The organism is Kitasatospora sp. NPDC127116 (assembly GCF_042677365.1).
GTDB lineage: Bacteria > Actinomycetota > Actinomycetes > Streptomycetales > Streptomycetaceae > Kitasatospora > Kitasatospora lactacystinica.
The window spans coordinates 1-17,820 of sequence record NZ_JBHXTL010000165.1 but is presented as its reverse complement, the minus strand read 5'-3'; the positions used below and the strand labels follow the sequence as shown (position 1 = coordinate 17,820).

Genomic DNA, 17,820 nt, shown 5'->3' with positions numbered 1-17,820 from the left:
GCACCGCCCAGACCGTCGCCCTGACCGCCTCCGGCCTGCCGTCCGGCGTCACCGCGAGCTTCAACCCCTCCTCGGTCCAGGCCGGCTCCTCCGCCGCCCTCACCCTGAACGCCTCCGCGACGGCCGTGGCCGGGAGCTACCAGATCACCGTCACCGGCACCGCCGGCACCACCACCCACACCGCCCAGTACAGCCTCACCGTCGGCGGCGGGGGCAACCCCGGCGGTCCCGCGCCCGACATCGACGTCGCCAAGATCCAGGCCCACCTGTCCCAGCTGAACAGCATCGCGAGCCAGAACGGCGGCCACCGCCGGGCGGGCAGCGCCGGGCACAGCCAGTCGCTGGCGTACATCAAGGGCAAGCTCCAGGCGGCCGGTTACAGCGTCACCGAGCAGACCTGCACCTCCTGCACCTACCAGTCCAACAACCTGATCGCCGACTGGCCCGGCGGCCCGGCCGACCAGGTCACCATGTTCGGCGCCCACCTGGACAGCGTCTCGGCCGGCCCCGGCATCAACGACAACGGCTCCGGCTCGGCCACCCTGCTGGAGAACGCGCTCGTGCTCGCCCAGCAGAACCCCGGCCTGACCCGGCACGTGCGGTTCGCCTGGTGGACCGGTGAGGAGCAGGGCCTGCAGGGCTCGCAGTCCTACGTCGGCCAGCTGGGCTCCGCCCAGCGCTCCGCGATCAAGGCGTACTACAACTTCGACATGATCGCCTCGACCAACGCCGGCTACTTCATCAACAACATCAACTCCGCGGCCTCCGCACCGATGAAGGCCTACTGGGACTCGCTGAACCTCAAGCCGGAGGAGAACGTCGAGGGCCAGGGCCGCTCGGACGACTACTCCTTCCAGCAGGCCGGCATCCCGACCTCCGGCTACGCGGCCGGCGCCAGCGACACCAAGACCTCGGCGCAGGCGGCCAAGTGGGGCGGCACGGCGGGCCGGTCCTACGACTCCTGCTACCACTCCTCCTGCGACACCACCGCCAACATCGACGCGACGGTGCTGAACCGCAGCGCCGACGGCGTGGCGTACACCATCTGGAAGACCTCGGTCGGCGGCACCACGCCCACCAACGACTTCTCCGTCTCGGTGAACCCCACCACCGCCACCGTCAAGCCCGGTGAGACCACCACCGCGACGGTCGCCACCTCGACCACCTCCGGCTCGGCCCAGACGGTCAACCTGACCGCCTCGGGCGCACCGACCGGCGTGACGGTCTCCTTCAACCCGTCCTCGGTGCAGTCCGGCGGCTCGGCGACGCTCACCGTCGCCACCTCCGCCTCGACCCCCACCGGCACCTACAACATCACCCTGACCGGGACCGGCTCGGCCACCCACAGCACCAGCTTCTCCCTGGTGGTGGGCAGCGACTCGCCCAACCCCGGCGGCACCTGGACCGCCGGCACCACCTACCAGGCCGGCGACATCGTGACCTACAACGGCGTCAGCTACCGCTGCCTCCAGGGCCACACCGCCCAGGTCGGCTGGGAGCCGCCGATCGTGCCCGCCCTCTGGCAGCAGGTGTGACCGGGACGCCCTGACACCCGGTGAAGCCGCTGCGCCGCGGTCCGTCGAGGGGGACGGACCGCGGCGCAGCCGTGCGCCCGGGCCGCCGGGGTCCCGGCCCGGGCCGTCTCAGCCCGGGTGGAAGGCGACCCGGACGGTCTCGTTGAAGGGGACGATCAGGCCGCTGCCCGTCTCCCAGGTCCAGGTGCGCGGAATCAGGAACATCCGGCCGCCGGAGTGGGCCAGCAGGCGCAGGCCCTCGTAGCGGTAGCGGAACCGCTCCCCCGGCTCCACGCCCGGCAGCGCCGTCTCCCGCACCCCCGACCATCCCAGGTGGAGGTGCTCCGGGGTGTCCAGGACCACCGCCGGACGCCGGTAGAGGTGCCGGGCCAGCTGCTCCGCGTCGGCCGTGCCCTTCTGCTGGGCGTAGCCGCCGACCGCCCAGAACGCGCAGAGCACGACGATCGCCACGCTGATCCCCAGCGCCGCCCGCTCACCGGTCAGCGGGTACGGCGCGCCGGTGCCGCGCACGTACAGCAGCCGGGCCAGGACCGCGAGCAGCAGTCCGCCGCCGATCAGCAGCGGGGTGCCCATCGGGCCGGCGTCGAACACCTCGAAGCCGGCCAGGAAGCCGAGCAGCAGCAGCGGGACGACCAGTACGGCGACGGCCGAACAGGCCCGTCGCACCGTCCGGGCGCCGACCGTGCCGGCCTCGGCGGCCCTGGTCGCGACGTGGTAGCCGAGCGCGCCGACCAGCGCCCCGCACAGGGCGACCCCGGCCGGCACGTAGAGCGCGGGGGAACTGCGGAGCAGCAGGTCCTGGGTGGCGAAGCCGATCATGCCGGCGTCGATGCCGAAGTAGCCGTAGAGCGAACTGGTGTAGGCGTAGCCGAAGAAGAAGAGCAGCGCGGTGAGGAGGGTGGTCGGGGCGACCCAGGTGGCGAGCTTGGCGATCCAGTCCGACCAGGAGCGCGGGGACGGCCGCTCCGGCTCTCCCGGGGGTGCCTCCTCGGCAGGGCTCAGGGGGTGCTCCCGGAGCCGGTGGGGGCACCGGTGTACGGGCTCGACCCGCCGGTGGGGGTCGAGCCGTTGGTCCCGCCATAGCTGGGGGTCCCGCCGTTGCCGGTGGTGGCCCCGTCGTCGGGGCTGATGACCTCCACCGAACCCACGGCCTCGATCCGCTTGGTGGAGTCGTCGGCCGTCACCGTGAGGCAGATGTTCCGGCTCTTGGTGCCGGGCTTCCACGGCGGGAGCCGGAACTCGACCCGCTCGGTCTGCCCGTTGGTCACCTGGACCTGCTGCGAGGCGGGGGTGGCGTACTCCGTGCTGCCGCAGTCGGACACCTTGCTGATCACGGCCGTGAAGCCGGTCGTGGTGCTCGACGGGAAGGACAGGCTGATCCGGGCGGTGCGGTCGCTGCCCTGGACGTTCGCCGAGGGCTCGCCGGCGTTCCGGAAGCCGCCCTGGTCCCCCTCGTCCTTGGTCCGCTGGTCGTCCGGCTGCCCCGAGGCGCTGTTCTGGCCGGTCTGCCCGGCCTGGGGGGCACCGGCCGACCCGGAGCCGCCACCGCCGCCGCAGGCCGCGAGGGCCGGGAGGAGCAGGGCCGTCGCCAGCCACCGGGCCGCTCGGCGGGTCCGGCCGCCTCCGAAGTGCCGGGTCCCGGGCATGCGTTCTCCCATCCGCGCAACGAGCAGGGGCCGGTCGGCCCGGTCGCACGCTAGCCGTGCGCGGACGTCCCGGCGGGCCCCCGCGCCGCCCCGGGCCGGGGCCGCCACCCGTTCGGCGCAACCCGGGCGGGCCCGCCCTGGCATAGAGTCGGGCCGCAACGGACGCACCGTCAGCCGAACGGAAGGACCCGCCCCGTGAGCACGGACACCCGCCCGGTACCGGAGCTGGCCGCCGAGGCCGTCGAGCAGTGGCGGGCCGAGGAGGCCGAGCTCGTCGAGCTGCTGGCCCGGACGCGGCGCGGCGTCGGCGGCATCGCCGCGTTCCGGCTCGGCCCGACGCCGACCGTCCTGGTCACCGACCCGGCCGCCGTGCAGCACGTCCTGGGCCACCACCCGGACCGGTACGTCAAGCGCTCGCACCGCGCCCGGATGCTGGTCGGGGACGGCGTGCTGTCCGCCGCCGGCGACGCCTGGAAGCGTCAACGGCGGCTGCTGCAGTCCCAGTTCACCGGCACCGGGATGCGCCGCTACGAACACCGGATCGCCGCGGCGGCGCGCCGCACCGCCGAGCGCTGGGAGGGGTACCGGCGCACCGGGGAGACCTTCGACGTCGGCGAGGAGATGCGCGGCTTCGCCCTGGACACCGTCTGGCGGGCGCTCACCGGGCAGCCGCTGGACGACCGGACCGACGGCGAACTCCGGGCGGTGGAACGGGTGGTGGCCGCCATGCCGACGCTGCCGACCAACGCGGCGGACGCCCGGGACGCGGTCGCCGCGGACCTCGCCCGGATCGACGCGGTGGCGCACGCGGCGATCGACGCGGCCCGCTCGGCCGACCCGGCCGAGGAACCCGGGGTGCTGCGGATGCTGGTCGAGGCGGGCGAGCGGCACCCCGAGTACACCGACCGGCTGATCCGGGACGAGCTGGTCACCCTGCTCGTCGCCGGCCACGAGACCACGGCCACCACGCTCACCTGGCTCTTCCTGCTGCTCGACCGCCACCCCGAGGCCCGGGCGGCCGATCCGCAGGCGCTGGTGAGCGAGACGCTGCGGCTCTACCCCTCCGCCTGGCTCCTCCCCCGGCACGCCCTGGAGGACGACGTCATCGCCGGGCACCGCATCGCCGCCGGGACGGACGTGCTGGTCTGCCCGTACCTCACCCACCGGGACCCGGAACTGTGGCCCGACCCGGAGCGCTTCGACCCCGCCCGCTTCGCCACCGACGCCGACCGGCCCGGGCAGCTCGGCGCCTACTTCCCGTTCGGCCTCGGCGCCCGCGCCTGCCTGGGCACCCGGTTCGCGCTGCGCGAGACCACGGCGCTGCTGGAACTCCTGCTGCCGATGGGGCCGTTGATGTTCCGTTCGCGGCCGGCGGGGGCGGCGTACAGCATCACCGTACGGCCGGACGGGCCGACGCCGGCGGTGCTGGGCTGAGGCCTCCTACGGCGCGGAGCCGTCCGGCAGCCCGGGCAGGAAGCCGTCGGCGAGCTCCTCGCCCGCCAGGGCGGCGTCCACCCGGGCGCTGATGTGGGCCCGGGTGGTCGGGCAGTCGAGCGGGCGGTCCCGGCTGCACAGCAGCATGTGGGTGAGGACGGCCGCGGCGTGCTCCAGCCGGCGGGCGCGGGCGAGCATCCCGTCCCGCTGGGCGTGCAGCAGCGCCCTGCGCTCGGCCGCCTGCTCGCTGGCCAGTACGGCGGCGGTCCCGCCGACCGGGATCATCCCGTCCACGTGCCAGAGTTGGACCAGGGCGAGGCGTTCCAGCGCCTCCCGGTCGTAGTAGCGGACCCGGCCTCGGCGCGCGGCGGGGGCCACCAGGCCGCACTCCTCGTAGTAGCGCAGGGCCGGCACCGAGAGGCCGAAGGCCGTCGCGACCTCGGTGATCGAGTGGAGCTCCGCCATCTGCCGCCTCCTCCGTCGGGGGTGGGCCCCGACCGAATCATGCCCGGACCGGATCGCGTTCGGGCCGGGTCGTGTTCGGACCGGATCGTGTTCGGGCCGGGTTGCGCTCAAGTGCGCTTGAGCGAGAAAGCTTAGGCAAGCCTAACCTCTTGCCGAAGCGAAGGGCCCTCCCCTCATGCCGCCCACCGATGCGCCCGCCACCACCGCGCCGGCCACCGCCGTACCCGCGCCCGCCGTACCCGCGCCCGGCACACCCCGGGCCTCCGGAGCCCTGCTCGTGCTCGGCTTCGTCCTGCTCAGCCTCAACACCCGGGTCGCGTTCGGGCAGATCGGGCCGCTCGCGCCGGTCGCCGGGTGGGGACCGGGCACCGTGACGCTGCTCGCGCTGCTGCCGCCGCTGTGCATGGGCCTGTTCGCCCCGCTCGGCGCCCTGGCCCGGCGGCGGCTCGGCGAGGAGCGCGGACTGTTCTGGGCGAGCGTGCTGCTGCTGGTCGGAGCGGCGCTGCGGACGGCGGGCCTGCCCGGGCTGTACACGGGCACGGTGCTGGTCGCGGTCGCGGTGGCGGTGGTGAACGTGCTGATCCCGGTGTTCGTCCGGGCCCGCTTCGCACCCCGGCGGATCGGCACCATGACGGGCGTCTACGCGCTGTCCATGGGCGCCGGTTCGGCGGTCGTCGCCGCGCTGGTCGCGCCGGTCGCGGACGCCTGGTCCTGGCAGGCCGCGATCGCGATCGCCGTCGTCCCGGCGGCCCTGGCGGCGGCCGGCCTGGTGCCGCAGCTGCGGGTCGCACGGGAGCTGCTGGCCGCACCGGAGCCGGCCGGGCCCGCCGCACCCGTCGGACGCCGACGGGTCGGGCGGACGGCGCTCGGCTGGAGCCTGACGGCCTTCTTCGGCGTCCAGACCCTGGTCTTCTACGCGACGCTGGCCTGGCTGCCCACCCTCCTGGTCGACGCGGGACTGAGCAGGACCGCCGCCGGCACCGACCAGGCCGTGCTGATCCTCGGCCTCGCCGTCGGCGGGTTCCTCGCCCCGACCCTGGCCGCCGCCCGGACCGACCAACGGCCGCACATCGTGGGCGTGGTGGCCGTCTGCGTCCTCGGTCTGCTCGGCCTGGTGCTCGCCCCGGCCGGTGGCGCCCCGCTCTGGGCCGCCGTCCTCGGCATCGGCATGGGCGGCGGACAGGCGCTCGCCGCCGTCCTGTTCGCCCGCCGGGGCACCGACCCGGAACACGTCGCCGCGCTCTCCACCATGGCCCAGACCTGGGGCTACCTGCTCGCCGCCACCGGCCCCGCGCTCGCGTCGGCGCTGCGCACCGCGAGCGGCACGTGGACCGCACCGTTGCTCGCGATGGCCGGCCTGCTGGTGACCGGCTGCGTCCTCGGACTGCGGGCGGGACGGGCTGTCACAAACCCGCGCCGGGATCCGTCGGACAGGTGACCGCACGGTCCACCCACCCGCTCGGAAGAAGAGGAACGCCACCATGAACACCCGCCCGATCACCGCCGAGGTCCCGCTGCGCCCGCGCATGGCCCAGGACCCGGTGGAGCTCGTCCCCGAGATCTCCGAGGTCTCGGCCGCGCTGTTCAAGGCCACCGGCAACGGGTCCGTCCCCCGGAGCACCATCAGCCTGGTCCAGCTGCGGGCCGGCCAGCTCGCCGGCAGCACCTACCTGACCGTCCTGCACACCGGATTCCTCCGCGCGGCCGGCGAGTCCGAGGAGCGGATCGCCTCGGTCGCCGGCTGGCCGGACTCGCCCTGGTTCACCGCCCCCGAGCGCGCGGCGCTCGCCCTGGTCGAGGCCGTCCTCCGGCCCAGCCCGCACGGCGAGCGGGTGTCGGACGCGCTGTACGCCGAGGTCGCCGGGCACTACGACGACAAGGCGCTGACCACGCTCATGCTCGCCATCGGCCAGGTCAACTTCTTCACCGCCATCGCCCTGGTCGCCAAGCCCGTCCCCGGCCGGTCCTTCACCGACCCCTGGGCCTGACCGGCTTGCACCCCTGCGGCCCGCCCGGCCGATCACCGGGCGGGCCGTTCCGGTCGACCGATCACCCGTCCCGGCATAGGCTGATCCGCGCCCGAACGGACTTTCGCCCGGTCGGGCCGAGGCGGGCCGACACACCGGAGGGGGCGTGCCCGCAGCACACGAAGGATCACAGGGGGGACGGCGCCATGTCCGGGGAGCGGAAGAACGACCAGCACGACGAGTACGACCGACATGACCAGTACGACGAGGACGACGGACACAGCGGGCACAGCGGGCACAGCGGGCAAAGCGGGCACGCCGGAGTCCACGGGCACGACGGGCTTCACGGGCACGACGGGCTCCAGCCGCAGGACGGCTACGGCGCCCACCGGGAGTACGACGAACTCGCCGACGACGACGTCCGGTACGAGCCGTTCGACGAGGACGAGGAGCAGGACGGCGGCGGGGCCCCGCGCGGATCGACCGCGCGCCGGGTCGTGATGGTGGCGGCCGGCGGGGTCTTCGCCGCCCTGCTGGCGGTCGGCGGCTACGGCGCCTACAACGTGCTGAACGCCGTGACGGACAACGGCCCGTCCGGCGGCCACCAGGGCCCCGGCGCCGTGTCGAAGGCCCCGCAGGACCCGCCGACCGCCGAGCAGGCCGAGGCGGCGGCCAAGGAGTTCCTGGCCGCCTGGAGCCGCGGCGACATCGCGGCCGCCGCCGGTCTGACCGACCGGCCGGAGACCGCCCGCGCCGCGCTGACCGCCTTCCAGGAGCAGGTGGGCCCCCGCTCGCTCGCCCTGACCGGGACGGGCCGCTCCCAGGCCGACTCCCCGAGCGAACCGGCCCTGGGCTTCCGGGTGAAGGCGGAGTTCGAGGGCACCCCGGACGCCTGGGAGTACGACGGCGTGCTGAGCGTCGTCCGCTCCCAGGACGGCCGGCCCGTGGTGCGCTGGAAGCCGTCCGTGATCCACCCGCAGCTCGCCCAGGGCGGGACCATCGCGGTGAAGGCACTGCCCAACGCCGTCTCCAAGCCCACCGACCGCAAGGGCCGGCCGCTCGACACCTTCCCGTCGCTGCGCGCCGTCCTCCCCCAGATCGCCCCGCCGGACGGCGCCGCGACCGTCACCGGCCGGGCCGTGGTGCTCTCGGGCCCGGGCGGCGGCGGCGAGCCGGAGCAGCTGTTCGTGCTGACCCCGCCGAGCGCCCCTCAGGTCAAGCTCACCCTGGACGCCGACCTGCAGCAGGTGGCCGAGGAGGCGGTCAAGCAGCAGTCGGCGAACGGCAATCCGGCCTCCCTGGTGGCCGTCCAGCCGAGCACCGGGAACATCCTGGCGATGGCGTACGCCCCGCAGGGCGGCTTCAACCGCGCGATCGCGGGCGGCCAGGCGCCCGGCTCGACGATGAAGGTGATCACCGCGGCCGCCCTGCTGGAGGCCGGGGTCGGCCCGGACACCGCGGTGCCCTGCAAGGCCACCACCTACTCGCCGCGCGCCTGGCACAACGACGAGCCCGGCGACTTCCCGTCCTACACGCTCGCCGACGACTTCTCCCACTCCTGCAACACCGGCTTCATCGACAAGGGACTGGAGAAGCTCCAGCCCGGCACCCTGGGCGCGGTGGCCCGCGACCAGTTCGGCCTCGGGCTGGAGTGGCACATCGGCGTCCCGAGCCGGGACGCCACCGTCCCGGCGCCCGGCAACAAGGACGAGGCCGCGGCCTCGTACATCGGCCAGGGCCGGATCCAGGCCAACTCGCTGGCGATGGCCTCGGTCGCCGCCACCGTGCAGAGCGGGACGTTCCGCCAGCCCGTGCTGCGCGAGGACGCCAAACGGGCGACGGCACCCGGCAAGCTCCCGGCCGACGTCGCCAGGGACCTGCGCGCCATGATGGCGAAGACCGCCACCCAGGGCACCGCCCGTACCCCGATGGCCGGCCTGTCCGGCCAGATCGGTGCCAAGACCGGCACCGTCGAGGCCGGCGGCCAGGCCAACAACAGCTGGTTCATCGCCTACCGCGGCGACCTCGCCGTCGCCGCCGAGGTCGAGGGCGGCGGGCACGGCTTCAGCGCGGCGGGCGTGGCCGCGGCCCAGGTGCTGAAGGCGGGCGGCAAGGGCTGAGCCGACCGCCCCCGGCCGCCGGCCGGGGCGGCACGGCCGGCGCGCACCGCCCGCGTGCGCGCCGGGGCGCGTGCGCGGGGGTGGATTGGAGCAAGTGCTGTGGCGCGGAACGTTGTTCAGGCGGTGCCTTCGCCGTGGATCAGGCGGAGGTCCGGCACGCCGGGGAACGGAGGGGTGTGCTCCGCCTCCCGTTCGGCGATCAGGTCGGCCAGCATCCGGGCGCCCATCGCGCGGAACCCGGCCTTGCGCTCCTCGTCGGCCTCCTCCTCGCCCGGATAGAGGATGGCGTGGACGGCCCCGTGCTCGTCGTCCCAGGTGTAGCTGCGGTACGGCGGCGGGCCGGGCTCGCCCGTCCCTTCGGCTTCGCCCGTCCCTCCGGTCTCGCACGTCGTTCCGGTCTCGTCCGTCATGGGAACCTCCGGTGGTCTTCCTCGGGTGGTCTTCCGGTATGGGCAACGATGCGGGAGCAAAAAGGGCCCGGCCCCGCCGCGGCCGTCCGCCGTGCGCCGTGCGGGCGGGGCGGGGCGCGGCGGTGCGGGACGCGGCGGGCACACGCGGGCACGCACGGCCGCCGGTGAATCCGGACAGCTTCCGCGGGGCCAACTTCCGTATGCCGACCGTCCACTTAACGGCACGTCAGCGCTTGATAGCGTCGACCGGGACGCCGCGTCACCACGGCGCCGCACCTCCCACGAAACGAGAGAGCGCCACATGGCCCCCAGGACGATCCGCCGAGCCGTCATCCCCGCCGCCGGCCTCGGCTCCCGCCTCCTGCCGCTCACCAAGGCCACGCCGAAGGAGATGCTGCCCGTCGGCGACAAGCCGGTCATCGAGCACACCGTGCGCGAGCTGATCGAGAGCGGCATCACCGACATCACCATCGTCGTGAACGGCGACAAGGGCCTGATCCAGGAGCACTTCCGCCCCAACCCCGTCCTGGTCGAGCAGTTGCGCCGGGACGGCAAGGCGGCCTTCGCGGCGGCGGTCGAGGAGGTCGGCGAGCTGTCCCGCAAGGGCCACATCAGCTACCTCTACCAGCACGGCCCGTACGGCAACGGCACCCCGGTGCTCAACGCCGCCCGGCACTTCGGCGACGAGCCCTGCCTGGTGCTCTGGCCCGACGACGTCTTCGTGGCCGAGGTCCCCCGCGCGCAGCAGCTGATCCGGGCGTACGAGCAGACCAACGCGCCGGTGCTCGCGCTGATGCCGATGGCTCCCGAGGACTCCTACCGCTACGGCGTGCCGGTGGTGAAGGAGGACCTCGGCGGCGGCTCGCTGCGGATCACCGGTCTGGTCGAGAAGCCGAAGCCGGCCGACGCGCCCTCCTCGTACGCGGCGATCGGCGGCTACGTCATCACCCCCGGCATCGTCGACGAGCTGCGCGAACTGACGCTCCGCTGGCACGAGAAGCCCGAGGACGAGGTCTACCTGACCGACGCCATCAACGCCTACGCGGCGCGGCGCGCGGTCTACGGGCAGGTCATCGCCGGCACCTGGTACGACACCGGCAACCCCGCCGCCTACCTGCGCGCCCAGTTCGCCGCGGCGCTCGCCAACCCCGAGTACGGCCCCGATCTGCGCCGGCTCGCCGCGGAGCTCTCCCCGGCCGTCGCCGGCTAGGCGGTACCGCCCGCGCCCGGCGGGGCCCCTCCCACCGGCCGGTGGGCGGAGCCCCGCCGGCCGGCGGTCCGGCAGGTCAGTAGTCCGGCAGGTCGAAGTCGAGCGCCGCCCGGAAGGCCGCCTCCAGCTTCGGATCGGACTGCCCGAGGTTCGTGACGGCCTCGGACCGGGCCTTCCGGTCCCCGGTCACGTCGAGGATCGCCTGGTTGGCGGCCACGTGGTCGCGCAGCCGCCGCTCGTACGCGGGGTAGGCCGCGCGGTGGTCGCCGTCGGCCGCGCGCAGTTCGCCAGCCAGGACGTAGGCGGCGGTCAGCGCCACGCTGGTGCCCTGGCCGGTGGCCGGGGAGCAGCAGTAGCCGGCGTCGCCGAGCAGGACGACGCGGTCGTTGGACCAGCGGTCCATCCGGATCTGGGCGACGACGTCGTAGTGGAAGGCGTCGGACTCCCGCATCGCCTCCAGGAAGCGCGGCAGCTCCCAGCGCGCGTGGGCGGAGCGCTCGGCCACCAACTGCCGCTGGCGGGCCGGGTCGCGCGGGAGCATGTCGTCGATCGGCTCGTCGCTGTGGAAGCCGACGAAGACGCGCAGTTCGCTGTTGCCGCGGACGGTCATCGCCATGCAGAACCAGTTCGGGTCGTCGCCGTCCCGGTGGGCGATCTCCCAGCGGTCGAGACCGAGGTGGTTGGGCGCGCTCCAGCCGGCGACGTAGGTGTTGATGGGGTGGAGGTAGTCCGCCTCGGGGCCGAAGACGAGGCGCCGGGTGTTCGAGTGCAGGCCGTCGGCGCCGACGACCAGGTCGAAGGAGCGCTCGGTGCCGCCGCGGAACCGGACGTCGACGCCTTCCGGGTGCTGCGCCAGGGTGGCGATCGAGTCGTCGAAGCGGTACTCGACGCCGGGCCCGGCGGTCCCGGCGGTCCCGTCACCCGCGGCGGTCCCGTCACCCGCGGCGCCACCGTCCGCTCCGGCGATCAGCTCGGCGAGTTCGTCGCGCAGGATCTCCACGTCCGGGCCGCCGATCGGCCCGCCGGTGGCCGTCCACTCGGTGGTGCTGCGCAGCTCGCGGCCGTCCGCGTCGACCACGGACATCCCGCGCAGCCCGGTCCGGCGGGCCCGGACCTCCTCCAGCAGCCCCATCCGCTCGACCACCGTCAGGGCGGCGCCGCGGATGTCCACCGCCTGCCCGCCGCCGCGCAGCGAGGGGGCCCGCTCCACGACCGTGACGTGGAAGCCGTAGCGGTTCAGCCAGTGGGCGAGCGCGGTGCCGGCGATCCCGGCGCCGGAGACCAGGACCGAGGTGGGGCGGGTGCCGGAGTGCGGCCGGATGCTGTTGGACATGGTGACCTCCCGTGGGTTGCTCCGTTTCAACACCAGCGTGGGCCGGGGCACTTGCACCGCGCGGACAGGACGCGGACGCGGCGCTGTCACCGCTGACAGGACACCGGCGGCGCGCTGACAGGACGGCGCCCGCTCAAGCCTCGGCGGGGCGCCGTGACCGATCGGTGGACGGTGTGTCATGAATCTGCAACAGCGCCCCCACCAGGCCCGATACGAATTGCCCGGGCACCGGACGGCCCGTATGGTGCTCGGACGCCGTCGCGCGGACGGCTCGGGGGACGCACGAGGGGGAACCATGGCGCAGGGGTCGGGGTACGCGATCCAGGCCGGCGGGGCCGAGGGCCAGGCGAAGGCGCTGGACAAGGCGTCCGGGGACGAGGGCACGATCGGGACGGCGATCAGCGATCCGGTGTGCTACACCGCTGACGTGTTCGGGGGTGAGGACGTCGATCCGGCGTACCAGAACTTCAGCAGCTCCTGGCAGGCGCAGAGCGCGACGATCAAGAGCGCGCTGAGCGAGCTGGCGGGCAAGGTCCGCGGTTCCTCGGCCGGCTACCAGTCGGCCGACGGCGCCGTGGTGAAGGACCTCGTGGCGGCCTCGGGCAGCGGCGGGTACCGGCCCTTCGGCTGAGTCCGGCACACGGGCCGCGGCCGAACACGCGGCTGTACGCGTGTCCGCACGCGCGGCTGTACGCGTGTCCGCACGCGCGGCTGTACGCGCAGCCCGGCGGCCGACGAGGAGCCGACGGGCAGCGGCAGGAACCACACCACGGGCAACGGGAACGGGGCGAACGAGCCGCCATGGCAGGCGAATCCACCACGCAGCGCTGCAAGGCGCTGAGCGACCGGTTGAAGGACGTCCGCGAGGCGGACAGCAAGAACGGGCTGATCTCCGCGATCAAGGGAGCCCTCGCGGTCCACGCGCCGGTCGGGGACCCGGGCACCATCGAGGCCACCGGCAACCGCTACAAGAACGCGGCCGCCGACTCGAACCAGCTCCACCAGGACGTCCTGGCGGTCGCCACCGCCGGGCTGCCGGACGTCTGGACCGGTTCCACGGGGGCGAAGGCCGCCGAGGTGGTGGCCGCCGCGGCCCGCGCCGTCGACGAGCAGACCAGCGCGCTCCACAACGGCGGGATAGCCCTGCTCCGCCTCGCGGACGCGCTGCGCAACGCCCAGGGCCAGGACAGCGCCGCGCGGTCCGCGCTCCAGCAGGTGCTGGGCTCGCTGGGCAGTGAGGACGGCTGGTTCGACGACTGGTTCGAGGGCGACGACGAGGAGGCGGCGCGCAAGAAGGCGCAGCAGGCCGCCGTGCCCCAGGTCGACGCGATGCTGAGCGCCGCCAAGCGCGCCGACGAGGCCGCCCGTGCGGCGGCCCGCGACCTGAACAAGCTGGCCTCCGAGGCCCGCGCGGGCAAGATGAAGACCGGCGCGGTCACCGCCGCCGACAAGCTCGTGCTGGCCGAGACCTCCGGTCCGGACGGTCCGACCGAGCTGAACGAGCTGTTGACCGCCAACGACATGAAGCGGTCCGGCGAGTACCTGGACAAGATGAACGAGAAGGACCGGGCGGACTTCGAGAAGCTGCTCGCCGACTCCAAGTCCCCGCAGGAGCGCGCGTATCTGATGAAGGCGCTGGCGGCCGGTCACAACATGGACGAGATCCGCGCGTTCCAGGGCAAGATCCACGGCAAGGACCCGGAGTGGCTCCGGACGCACCTGACGCCCGTCCACACCGAGGACGACGACACCACCAGCGGCGGGACCAACGACGACGGTTCCAACAAGAACACGGACGAGGTCACCTTCGACGGCGCCCGCTGGCAGCAGGCGAACACCGAGGGCACCTGCGTCGCCTCCTCCACCGTCACCGCCCGGGCGATGGTCGACCCGCTCTACGCGCTGGACCTGACCGGCGGGCCGACCGGCCAGGAGGACGACCCGGCGGCCTTCCAGCAGCGGCTGCTGGCCGAGCAGCACCGGGTGCACCAGGAGGGCGACGGCGGCGACAACTGGGACGGCATGGGGGCGGACGGCAAGGAGAAGGTGCTGGAGAAGGAGGTCAGCCCGCACACCGGCGCCGACTTCGACTACAAGAAGATGCCGAACCCCGACGACCGGCGCGAGCTCCTGCCGGACATCGAGAAGGCGGTCGCCGACGGCAAGCCGGTGCCGGTCGGGGTGGAGGGCTACGACAAGGACGGCAAGCGGTCGGGCCACGCCATGATGATCGTCGGCCAGGAGGGCAACATGCTGCAGATCTACAACCCGTGGGGCACCACCACCTGGGTCAGCGAGGACGACTTCGTCAACGGCCGCATGGGCGGCGCCTCGGACAACCGGCTGCCCACCGCCTACGCCGTCCACCTGCCGAAGTGACCGGGACGGTACGGGTGTTCACGAGGATGCCGGTCCGGGCGGCGGCGCTGGCGGCCGTCCTGGCGGCCGGGCTGTCGGCCTGCGGGCAGGACACGAGGGCCGCGCGGAACGGGCCGGAGCGCGGCCGGGTGCTCGGCGCGCAGGAGCGCTCGGTCGACCTCGCCGTCGGCGAGCGCTTCACGGTCGCCGTCCCGGACAACACCTCGGCCGGCGACCGCTGGAGCGTCGTGGACCCGAGGCCGGACGCCGCCGTCGCCGCCCTGGCCGACGAGCGGCTCGACCTCCCGGAGAAGTCGAAGACCTCGGACGGCGTCGGCGGCACCCGCTTCTACACTTTCGAGGCCAAGGGCCGCGGGACCACCGCCGTCACCCTCCTCAACTGCTTCCGCAGCTACTGCAACCTGCCCGCCCCCAGCGACGAGAACAGGAAAATGGTCGTGCGCAACACCTACACGGTGACGGTCCGATGAGCCCCGACGACCGCTTCCGCCCCAGGACGGACGACGAGCTGCGGCAGCTCGACGTGTCCGCCATGCTCCGCTACGGCCTGGCCTTCGCCGGCCCGCACCGGGCCGCGCTGTTCGGCGAGGGCGCCATCGCGGCCGCGCTGGCCGCCGACCGGCTGGGGGTGCTCCCCCGGTCGCTCGCCTTCCTCGCCGAGGTGGTGCGCAGCGGCGGCGCCCGCTACGCCGCCGACCTCCCCGAGCCGCTCCCCGGGACGGAACCGGCCCGGCTCGCCCGCGACTGGCTGGGTTCGGCGGCCACCACCGTCACCACCGTCGACGGCGACCAGTTGCTCGCCCGCTGGCTGGAGGCCGTCGCGGAGATCCTGGGACTGCGCCGGGACGTCCGCGGCGGAGCGGGGGGCTGAGGGGCGGCCCGGCCCGGGGCCGGTCCTGCGGATCGGGGTGAAACGGAGCGTTACTGCTTGACAGGGTGCGTAATACTGTAACGCGGTACGCCCGCGGACCACGGCCGCGCGGCCCCGCCGGGTCCCTGTCCCCGCAGCTCGGAGCAGCACATGCACCCCTTCCTCGACCACCCCGGGCCGCTCGCCTTCGCGCACCGGGGCGGTGACCTCGGGCGCCCCGAGAACTCGTTCGCCGCCTTCGAGGCCGCCGTCGCGCTCGGGTACCGCTACCTGGAGACGGATGTTCACGCCACCGCCGACGGCGTGCTGGTGGCCTTCCACGACTCACGCCTCGACCGGGTCACCGACCGCGCCGGGGCGGTGGCGGAGCTGCCCTGGGAGGCCGTCAGGCGGGCCCGGATCGGCGGGACCGAGCCGGTGCCGCTGCTGGAGGACCTGCTCGGCGCGTTCCCCGGGGCCCGCTTCAACATCGACGTCAAGGCGGCGCCGGCCGTCGGTCCGCTGGTCGAGGCGATCCGCCGGACCGACGCCTGGGACCGGGTCTGCGTCGGCGGCTTCTCCGACACCCGGCTGGCCGCCGTCCGCGCCGCCGGCGGTCCCCGGCTGGCCACCTCGCTCGGCCCCCGCGAGGTTGCCCGGCTGCGGCTGCGTTCGCTGGCCGAATCGTTCCTGCCGTCCGCCGGTCCGGGGCCGCTGTCCCGGCGCCGGGGGGCGCCGTTCGCCGGGCTGTGCGCCCAGGTGCCGGAGCGTCACCGGGGCGTCCGGGTGGTCGACCGGGCCTTCGTCCGCACCGCCCACCGGCTCGGGCTCCAGGTGCACGTCTGGACTGTGGACGATCCCACACGGATCAGGTCTCTCCTCGACCTGGGCGTGGATGGCATCATGGCCGATCGCATCGACGTCCTGCGGGACGTCCTCGGCGAGCGCGGCTGCTGGACGGACGGCAGTACCGGCTCCAGCACGGTGATGGGAACCCCATGAGCACCACGAACTCGGCGACGCACCTGCCGGACGACCCACCGACCGATCCCGCCGCCGGCCCCGCGGCCGCCGACGACGACGGACGGGCCCTGCGCCGGATACAGTTCGGCTGGTACGTCAACGACTGGGCCAACGCCGCCTTCTCGGCCACCGTCCTGACAGTGTTCCTCGGCCCGTACCTGACCTCCGTCGCCAAGGACGCCGCCGACGCGGCCGGCAATGTGCACCCGCTCGGCCTGACGATCCGTGCAGGATCGTTCTTCCCCTACACGGTCTCCTTCTCCGTGCTGCTCTCGGTCGCGGTGATGCTGTTCACCGGCACGGTCGCCGACCGCACCGGACGGCACAAGGAACTGATGTGCGGCTTCGCGTACCTCGGCTCGCTCGCCACGATGGGGATGTTCCTCCTCCAGGGCGACCGCTACCTGCTCGGCGGCGCGCTGCTGGTGGTCGCCAACATCTCGTACGCGGTCTCGGTCGCGCTCTCCTACGCCTACCTGCCCGGCCTGGCCTCCCCCGACGAACGCGACAAGGTCTCCTCCAAGGGCTGGGCCTACGGCTACGCGGGCGGCGGACTGCTGCTGATCGCCAACCTGGCGCTCTTCCAGGGCCACGACGCGTTCGGCCTGGACTCCGGCACCGCCGTGCGGATCTGCCTCGCCTCGGCCGGCCTGTGGTGGGCGCTGTTCACCGTCGTCCCGATGCTGCGGCTGCCCTCCCGGGCCGGCATCGCCCCCAGCCCCACCGCCGCCCCGGCCGAGGACGGCGAGCCCGCCGGCGGCAGCCTGCGCCAACTCGCCGACACCCTGCGCGGCATGCGCAAGCACCCGCTCACGCTGCTCTACCTCGCCGCCTTCCTCTGCTACAACGACGGCATCCAGACCGTCGTCTCCCAGGCCTCGCTCTACGGCAGCGAGGAACTCGGCATGGAGCAGACCTCGCTGGTCACCGCCGTCCTCCTGGTCCAGGTCGTGGCGATCGGCGGCGCCCTGCTGCTCGGCCGGATCGCCCACCGGTACGGCGCCAAGCGGACCATCCTCGGCTCGCTGGTCGGCTGGGTCGTCACGCTGGCCCTGGGCTACTTCATGCCCGCCCACCAGCCCGCCTGGTTCTACGTCCTGGCCTGCATGATCGGCCTGGTGCTCGGCGGCAGCCAGGCGCTCTCGCGCTCCCTGTTCTCCCACCTCGTCCCGCCGGGCAAGGAGGCCGAGTACTTCAGCTTCTACAAGGTCAGCGACCGCGGCACCAGCTGGATGGGCCCGCTGGTCTTCGGCCTCGCCTACCAGATCACCGGCAGCTACCGCTCGGCGATCATCTCGCTGCTGATCTTCTTCGTCATCGGTTTCGTCGTCCTGCTGAAGGTGCCGGTCCGCCGCGCCATCGAGGCCGTCGGCAACCCGGTGCCCGAACGGCTCTGACGGCGCCTCCGACGGCTCGCACGACGACCCGGGCCCGGCCGCTCCCCCGAC

The 17,820-nt window shown here is 74.0% G+C and carries 17 protein-coding genes; 12 read left to right on the top strand and 5 right to left on the bottom strand.

Annotated features, from left to right (window positions below):
- Positions 1 to 1,535, top strand: a 1,535-nt coding sequence (locus ACFVHV_RS38975) for a M28 family peptidase (protein ID WP_380357945.1), incomplete at its 5' end; no start/stop codon positions are given.
- A 108-nt stretch (positions 1,536 to 1,643) separates the two neighbouring features.
- Here ACFVHV_RS38975 and ACFVHV_RS38970 read toward each other — a convergent pair.
- On the bottom strand, positions 1,644 to 2,354 hold the full coding sequence (locus tag ACFVHV_RS38970) for a hypothetical protein (protein ID WP_380357942.1): 711 nt from the start codon (positions 2,352 to 2,354) through the stop codon (positions 1,644 to 1,646).
- 179 nt (positions 2,355 to 2,533) lie between these two features.
- Positions 2,534 to 3,181, bottom strand: coding sequence for a hypothetical protein (locus ACFVHV_RS38965; RefSeq protein ID WP_359915293.1), 648 nt, complete (start codon positions 3,179 to 3,181; stop codon positions 2,534 to 2,536).
- A gap of 195 nt (positions 3,182 to 3,376) precedes the next feature.
- Between ACFVHV_RS38965 and ACFVHV_RS38960 the strand changes: the two genes are divergently transcribed.
- On the top strand, positions 3,377 to 4,615 hold the full coding sequence (locus ACFVHV_RS38960; RefSeq protein WP_380357939.1) for a cytochrome P450: 1,239 nt from the start codon (positions 3,377 to 3,379) through the stop codon (positions 4,613 to 4,615).
- Positions 4,616 to 4,621: 6 nt separating this feature from the next.
- Here ACFVHV_RS38960 and ACFVHV_RS38955 read toward each other — a convergent pair whose 3' ends face one another.
- Positions 4,622 to 5,080 carry a MerR family transcriptional regulator gene (locus ACFVHV_RS38955; RefSeq protein WP_359915289.1) on the bottom strand — a complete coding sequence of 153 codons (459 nt, stop codon included), beginning with the start codon at positions 5,078 to 5,080 and terminating at the stop codon, positions 4,622 to 4,624.
- A 175-nt stretch (positions 5,081 to 5,255) separates the two neighbouring features.
- On the opposite strand from ACFVHV_RS38955, the gene ACFVHV_RS38950 reads away from it, so the two are divergent.
- From ACFVHV_RS38950 to ACFVHV_RS38940, 3 genes are all read left to right on the top strand, one after another.
- Positions 5,256 to 6,518, top strand: a complete 1,263-nt coding sequence (locus ACFVHV_RS38950; protein WP_380357935.1) for a CynX/NimT family MFS transporter — start codon at positions 5,256 to 5,258, stop codon at positions 6,516 to 6,518.
- A 43-nt stretch (positions 6,519 to 6,561) separates the two neighbouring features.
- Complete coding sequence (locus ACFVHV_RS38945) at positions 6,562 to 7,068, top strand: carboxymuconolactone decarboxylase family protein (RefSeq protein WP_359915285.1); 507 nt, start codon at positions 6,562 to 6,564, stop codon at positions 7,066 to 7,068.
- A gap of 185 nt (positions 7,069 to 7,253) precedes the next feature.
- Entirely contained in the window at positions 7,254 to 9,167 is a 1,914-nt protein-coding gene (locus ACFVHV_RS38940) for a penicillin-binding transpeptidase domain-containing protein (RefSeq protein WP_380357931.1), read from the top strand.
- A 116-nt stretch (positions 9,168 to 9,283) separates the two neighbouring features.
- On the opposite strand, the gene ACFVHV_RS38935 is transcribed toward ACFVHV_RS38940, so the two are convergent.
- Complete coding sequence (locus ACFVHV_RS38935; protein ID WP_359915281.1) at positions 9,284 to 9,577, bottom strand: hypothetical protein; 294 nt, start codon at positions 9,575 to 9,577, stop codon at positions 9,284 to 9,286.
- A gap of 301 nt (positions 9,578 to 9,878) precedes the next feature.
- On the opposite strand from ACFVHV_RS38935, the gene ACFVHV_RS38930 reads away from it, so the two are divergent.
- Entirely contained in the window at positions 9,879 to 10,787 is a 909-nt protein-coding gene (locus ACFVHV_RS38930; RefSeq protein ID WP_359915279.1) for a UTP--glucose-1-phosphate uridylyltransferase, read from the top strand.
- A 76-nt stretch (positions 10,788 to 10,863) separates the two neighbouring features.
- Here the strand turns inward: ACFVHV_RS38930 and ACFVHV_RS38925 are convergent, their stop codons facing one another.
- Positions 10,864 to 12,120, bottom strand: a complete 1,257-nt coding sequence (locus tag ACFVHV_RS38925; RefSeq protein WP_380357927.1) for an FAD-dependent monooxygenase — start codon at positions 12,118 to 12,120, stop codon at positions 10,864 to 10,866.
- Positions 12,121 to 12,415: 295 nt separating this feature from the next.
- On the opposite strand from ACFVHV_RS38925, the gene ACFVHV_RS38920 reads away from it, so the two are divergent.
- The 6 genes from ACFVHV_RS38920 (at position 12,416) to ACFVHV_RS38895 (ending at position 17,769) form a co-directional block, all read left to right on the top strand.
- Entirely contained in the window at positions 12,416 to 12,751 is a 336-nt protein-coding gene (locus ACFVHV_RS38920) for a hypothetical protein (protein ID WP_359914846.1), read from the top strand.
- Between the two features lie 170 nt (positions 12,752 to 12,921).
- Complete coding sequence (locus ACFVHV_RS38915; RefSeq protein ID WP_359914849.1) at positions 12,922 to 14,499, top strand: peptidoglycan-binding protein; 1,578 nt, start codon at positions 12,922 to 12,924, stop codon at positions 14,497 to 14,499.
- 14 nt (positions 14,500 to 14,513) lie between these two features.
- Positions 14,514 to 14,969, top strand: coding sequence for a protease inhibitor I42 family protein (locus tag ACFVHV_RS38910; protein ID WP_380357923.1), 456 nt, complete (start codon positions 14,514 to 14,516; stop codon positions 14,967 to 14,969).
- On the top strand, positions 14,966 to 15,370 hold the full coding sequence (locus ACFVHV_RS38905; protein ID WP_359914855.1) for a hypothetical protein: 405 nt from the start codon (positions 14,966 to 14,968) through the stop codon (positions 15,368 to 15,370). The genes ACFVHV_RS38910 and ACFVHV_RS38905 overlap by 4 nt, the downstream gene beginning before the upstream one ends.
- A 150-nt stretch (positions 15,371 to 15,520) precedes the next feature.
- Complete coding sequence (locus ACFVHV_RS38900) at positions 15,521 to 16,351, top strand: glycerophosphodiester phosphodiesterase (protein WP_380357919.1); 831 nt, start codon at positions 15,521 to 15,523, stop codon at positions 16,349 to 16,351.
- Positions 16,348 to 17,769: an MFS transporter gene (locus tag ACFVHV_RS38895; RefSeq protein WP_359914861.1), complete on the top strand. Its 1,422-nt coding sequence runs from the start codon at positions 16,348 to 16,350 to the stop codon at positions 17,767 to 17,769. The genes ACFVHV_RS38900 and ACFVHV_RS38895 overlap by 4 nt, the downstream gene beginning before the upstream one ends.
- The last annotated feature ends 51 nt before the right edge of the window (positions 17,770 to 17,820 follow it).

What these genes read in the sequence shown, in the direction of transcription:
- ACFVHV_RS38955 (WP_359915289.1), bottom strand. Translation starts at nt 5,080, where the DNA reads ATGGCGGAGCTCCACTCGATCACCGAGGTCGCGACGGCCTTCGGCCTC.
- ACFVHV_RS38925 (WP_380357927.1), bottom strand. Translation starts at nt 12,120, where the DNA reads ATGTCCAACAGCATCCGGCCGCACTCCGGCACCCGCCCCACCTCGGTC.
- ACFVHV_RS38950 (WP_380357935.1), top strand. Translation starts at nt 5,256, where the DNA reads ATGCCGCCCACCGATGCGCCCGCCACCACCGCGCCGGCCACCGCCGTA.
- ACFVHV_RS38945 (WP_359915285.1), top strand. Translation starts at nt 6,562, where the DNA reads ATGAACACCCGCCCGATCACCGCCGAGGTCCCGCTGCGCCCGCGCATG.
- ACFVHV_RS38940 (WP_380357931.1), top strand. Translation starts at nt 7,254, where the DNA reads ATGTCCGGGGAGCGGAAGAACGACCAGCACGACGAGTACGACCGACAT.
- ACFVHV_RS38920 (WP_359914846.1), top strand. Translation starts at nt 12,416, where the DNA reads ATGGCGCAGGGGTCGGGGTACGCGATCCAGGCCGGCGGGGCCGAGGGC.
- ACFVHV_RS38895 (WP_359914861.1), top strand. Translation starts at nt 16,348, where the DNA reads ATGAGCACCACGAACTCGGCGACGCACCTGCCGGACGACCCACCGACC.
- ACFVHV_RS38930 (WP_359915279.1), top strand. Translation starts at nt 9,879, where the DNA reads ATGGCCCCCAGGACGATCCGCCGAGCCGTCATCCCCGCCGCCGGCCTC.
- ACFVHV_RS38900 (WP_380357919.1), top strand. Translation starts at nt 15,521, where the DNA reads ATGCACCCCTTCCTCGACCACCCCGGGCCGCTCGCCTTCGCGCACCGG.
- ACFVHV_RS38905 (WP_359914855.1), top strand. Translation starts at nt 14,966, where the DNA reads ATGAGCCCCGACGACCGCTTCCGCCCCAGGACGGACGACGAGCTGCGG.
- ACFVHV_RS38970 (WP_380357942.1), bottom strand. Translation starts at nt 2,354, where the DNA reads ATGATCGGCTTCGCCACCCAGGACCTGCTGCTCCGCAGTTCCCCCGCG.
- ACFVHV_RS38965 (WP_359915293.1), bottom strand. Translation starts at nt 3,181, where the DNA reads ATGCCCGGGACCCGGCACTTCGGAGGCGGCCGGACCCGCCGAGCGGCC.
- ACFVHV_RS38935 (WP_359915281.1), bottom strand. Translation starts at nt 9,577, where the DNA reads ATGACGGACGAGACCGGAACGACGTGCGAGACCGGAGGGACGGGCGAA.
- ACFVHV_RS38915 (WP_359914849.1), top strand. Translation starts at nt 12,922, where the DNA reads ATGGCAGGCGAATCCACCACGCAGCGCTGCAAGGCGCTGAGCGACCGG.